This window comes from Mesorhizobium sp. M7A.F.Ca.CA.004.04.2.1, assembly GCF_004022825.1.
GTDB lineage: Bacteria > Pseudomonadota > Alphaproteobacteria > Rhizobiales > Rhizobiaceae > Mesorhizobium.
This window is the reverse complement of the sequence record NZ_RZPH01000663.1, coordinates 1-3,421: the sequence shown is the minus strand read 5'-3', so window position 1 is coordinate 3,421 and position 3,421 is coordinate 1. Positions and strand designations below refer to the sequence as shown.

The following is a 3,421-nucleotide window of genomic DNA, read 5'->3' as shown; positions in this document are numbered from 1 at the left end:
CCCACAGCCGAGCGCACGGAAGGCAGCACCGACGGCGACTATGAAGCCCTTGTGCGGCTGCTGAAGGAAAATGAAGAGCTGAAGGACCGCGCGCTGCGCGTGGCGGCGGAGATGGAAAACCTGCGTCGCCGCACGGCGCGCGATGTGCACGATGCGCGAACCTACGCGGTCGCGAATTTCGCCCGCGACATGTTGTCGGTGTCGGACAATCTGCGCCGCGCGCTGGATGCGATTCCCGCCGAGGCCAAGGCATCGGGTGACGCCGGCTTCAAGGCGCTGATCGAAGGCGTCGACCTCACCGAGCGCGCCATGCTGTCGGCGCTGGAACGGCATGGGGTCAAGAAGCTCGCGCCGGAAGGCGAGAAGTTCGATCCCAATTTCCACCAGGCGATGTTCGAAGTGCCCAATCCGGATGTCCCGGCCAACACCGTGGTCCAGGTCGTGCAGCCGGGGTATTCGATCGGCGACCGCGTGCTGCGCCCGGCCATGGTCGGCGTCGCCAAGGGTGGTCCGAAGTTCGCCGCCGCTGAAGCACCGGTTGAGCCGGGGCCGGTGAACGAGCAGGCTGAGAAGGATGCGTAGTTAGGGCAGTAAGGGAGTAAGGGAGTAAGGGAGTAAGGGAGCGTACCAACGGTGCGGCTTTGTGATAAACATACTCTCCTATTCTCCTATTCTCCTCTTCCCTTACTCCCCTGGTCTGCATGAATGCCATCGCGCTTCTCGACTATGCCGGTGTCGCCGTCTTCGCGGCGACCGGCGCGCTTGCGGCTTCGCGTAAGCAGCTCGACATCATCGGCTTCCTGTTCCTGGCCAGCGTCACCGGGATAGGCGGCGGCACGCTGCGTGACGTCATCCTCAACCTGCCGGTTTTCTGGGTCGCCAACTCCGGCTATGTGCTGGTCTGCGCCGCGGTTGCGGTGCTGGTCTTCTTCAGCGCGCATCGTGTCGAATCGCGCTGGAAATGGCTGCTCTGGCTCGACGCCATCGGGCTCGCCGCCTTTTCGGTGATGGGCGCGGCCAAGGGGCTTGCGATTACCGGCTCGCCGGTCGTCTCCGTCATCACCGGCGTGCTCACCGCCACTTTCGGCGGCATTTTGCGCGATCTCCTTGCCGGCGAGCCATCGGTGCTGCTCAGGCCCGAAATCTACGTCACGGCCGCCCTTGCGGGTGCCGGGCTTTACACGCTTGGCGATCTTGCCGGACTGCCGCCGCTCACCTCGAACCTTGCCGGCTTTGCGGCGGCGTTCCTCGTGCGTGGCGGTGCGCTCAAATTCGGCTGGTCGTTTCCGTCCTACAAGAGCCGACCCGGCCGGCGGCCGGAAGATATTTTGTGAAAGGAAGCGAATAGCGAGTAGCGAATAGCGAATAGCGAATAGGAGCTGAACGAGATAGCTCTCGCTACTTTCTATTCGCTATTCGCTATGCTGCGAAGCGCTGGGCTTCGCCGCCATAGTAGTTGACGTAGCGGGCGCCGATTTCCTTGACCGGCATCACGACGAACACATCGACCGTCGAGAATTCGCGATCGATGACGCAGCCGTCGCCGATGCGGGCACCGACGCGCAGATAGCCCTTGACCAAAGGCGGCATCGCGGCGATCGCCGCCTTGGCATTGACGGCCTCGATCGGCATCAGGTCCATCGAGCAGTAGCGCCCGGACACCGCGCGCACGTCCCAGGCCGAATTGGTGCGGCAGTGGTGGGCGAGGTAGGTGAGCGCCTCGGCATGCGCCGCCGGCACGGTGCCGTGGAAGGAAGCGCAACCAGTCATCACACCGATTTCGTAATGGTTGATGTAAGCCCAGATGCCTTGCCACAACGCCTCGATGGTGCGCTTCGAGCGGTATTCCGGCAAAACGCAGGAGCGGCCGAGTTCAAGGAAACGCTGGCCGGGGTGACGGGCGATGAGCTTGGTCAGCTCGAATTCACCTTCGGAATAGAAACCGCCGGCCGTGGCCGCGATTTCTTGCCGCAGCAGCCGATATGTGCCGACGATGCGGCGATGTTCGGGACCGGAAAGCGTGGTGTCCAAAACAAGCAGATGATCGCAGAGCGGATCGAACCGGTCGGCGTCACGGCGGTCATGGGCCTGGAACAGGTCCTTCCTGGCGCCAAGTTCGTCGTAGAACACCCGGTAGCGCACTTCCTGCGCGGCCGCGATCTCGGCCTCGTTGCGAGCGAGCCGCACTTCAAGATTGCCTATACGGCCCAGCGCCGCGCCCTTTATGACGGAATCGACGTTACGTCCGGCAAGCAAGGCGCTGCTGGCGTTCGGCCGAGTGTCACATTCCGGCATAACTGTATGCACGAGTGATTCTCCTTCGAGCCATCCCTCTTGGCACGGGGATACGGTGTAGGTGCAACAGGATTGTGACAGTACCGTGATACGACGCCGTGGGCAATACTTCGTCGGCTGGCGAATACGATCAACCGGCTACGTTTAAGTGATCGCGCGGTGCGGATGGGCGGTGGAAAGCTCAGGCTGCGACGACCTGGCCCTCGACGGCATTGACCAGCGCCTCGGGGTCGAGCGGCTTGGTGACAAAGCCGCTGGCGCCATGGGCCAACACCGCATGGCGGGTCTTTTCCTGGCTGTCGGCCGACAGCACCATGATCGGTACCGGCCGCACGGCACTTTCTTCCTCATGGCGGCGGATGGCGGCGATCGCGTCCAGCCCGTCCATGACCGGCATGTGCAGATCCATCAAGACCACGTCGAAGCGGTCCTTGTGCGCGGCGCCGGTGACAGCCTCGACGGCGGCCTTGCCGTTGCCAACCACCCTGACGCGATGCCCGGCCTTCAGCAGCGTGGCGCGGGCCAGCATGGCGTTGATGTCATTGTCCTCGGCGATCAGCACCGACAGGCCGCGCTGGCGGTTGCCGACGGCGCGCAGCGACGGCGCGCCGCGCTTTTCGGGCTGCGGCGGGCCGAGGCTCGGAGCATGGCTGCTCAACAGCACACGCAAAAGTGTTCCGCCGCGCACTGGCCTGGCCAGGAAGGTTGCGTAGCCGCTGGCACGGAACTCGCCAAGCATGCCGCGATCGGTCGGCGCGATCAGCGTGATCGCCTCACAGTCGGAGAAACCGCTCTGGCGCAGGCGCTTGAGCAGCCTTCCGTCGCCTTCTTCCATCGCTGCATCGACCAGGATCGCATCGCAGCCGGCGGCGAAAGGCGCGGCCTGTGCTGCAGTGGTGGCGATGTCGACCGCGCCGCCATTGGCGCGGATGGTGCGGGCGATGGCGTCGGCCTCGACGGCGTTCTTCGACAGGATCACCGCGCGTCTGCCCGAGAGAGCATTCTGGTGGCCCTGCGGCGCTTCGGTGGCCGCTATCGCAGGGATTTCGAAGACGAATTCGGATCCCTGGCCGAGCCGGCTGGATACCGAGATCGTGCCGCCCATGGCGGCCACCAGGCGTCTGGA

4 protein-coding genes are annotated in these 3,421 nt (G+C 64.3%); 2 read left to right on the top strand and 2 right to left on the bottom strand.

From position 1 onward, the window contains the following. On the top strand, window positions 1-582 hold a 582-nt coding region (gene grpE, locus EN893_RS24835), incomplete at its 5' end, for a nucleotide exchange factor GrpE (RefSeq protein ID WP_128361839.1). Window positions 583-701: 119 nt separating this feature from the next. Beyond that, on the top strand, window positions 702-1,334 hold the full coding sequence (locus tag EN893_RS24830; protein WP_127269659.1) for a trimeric intracellular cation channel family protein: 633 nt from the start codon (window positions 702-704) through the stop codon (window positions 1,332-1,334). Window positions 1,335-1,419: 85 nt separating this feature from the next. On the opposite strand, the gene EN893_RS24825 is transcribed toward EN893_RS24830, so the two are convergent. Beyond that, window positions 1,420-2,295 carry a GNAT family N-acetyltransferase gene (locus tag EN893_RS24825; protein WP_023812526.1) on the bottom strand — a complete coding sequence of 292 codons (876 nt, stop codon included), beginning with the start codon at window positions 2,293-2,295 and terminating at the stop codon, window positions 1,420-1,422. Between the two features lie 181 nt (window positions 2,296-2,476). Further along, window positions 2,477-3,421 (bottom strand): response regulator (locus EN893_RS24820; protein WP_164901077.1); only part of this gene is annotated, 945 nt, incomplete at its 5' end.

Coding starts and splice junctions, on each gene's coding strand:
- EN893_RS24830 (WP_127269659.1), top strand. CDS start 702: ATGAATGCCATCGCGCTTCTCGACTATGCCGGTGTCGCCGTCTTCGCG.
- EN893_RS24825 (WP_023812526.1), bottom strand. CDS start 2,295: ATGCCGGAATGTGACACTCGGCCGAACGCCAGCAGCGCCTTGCTTGCC.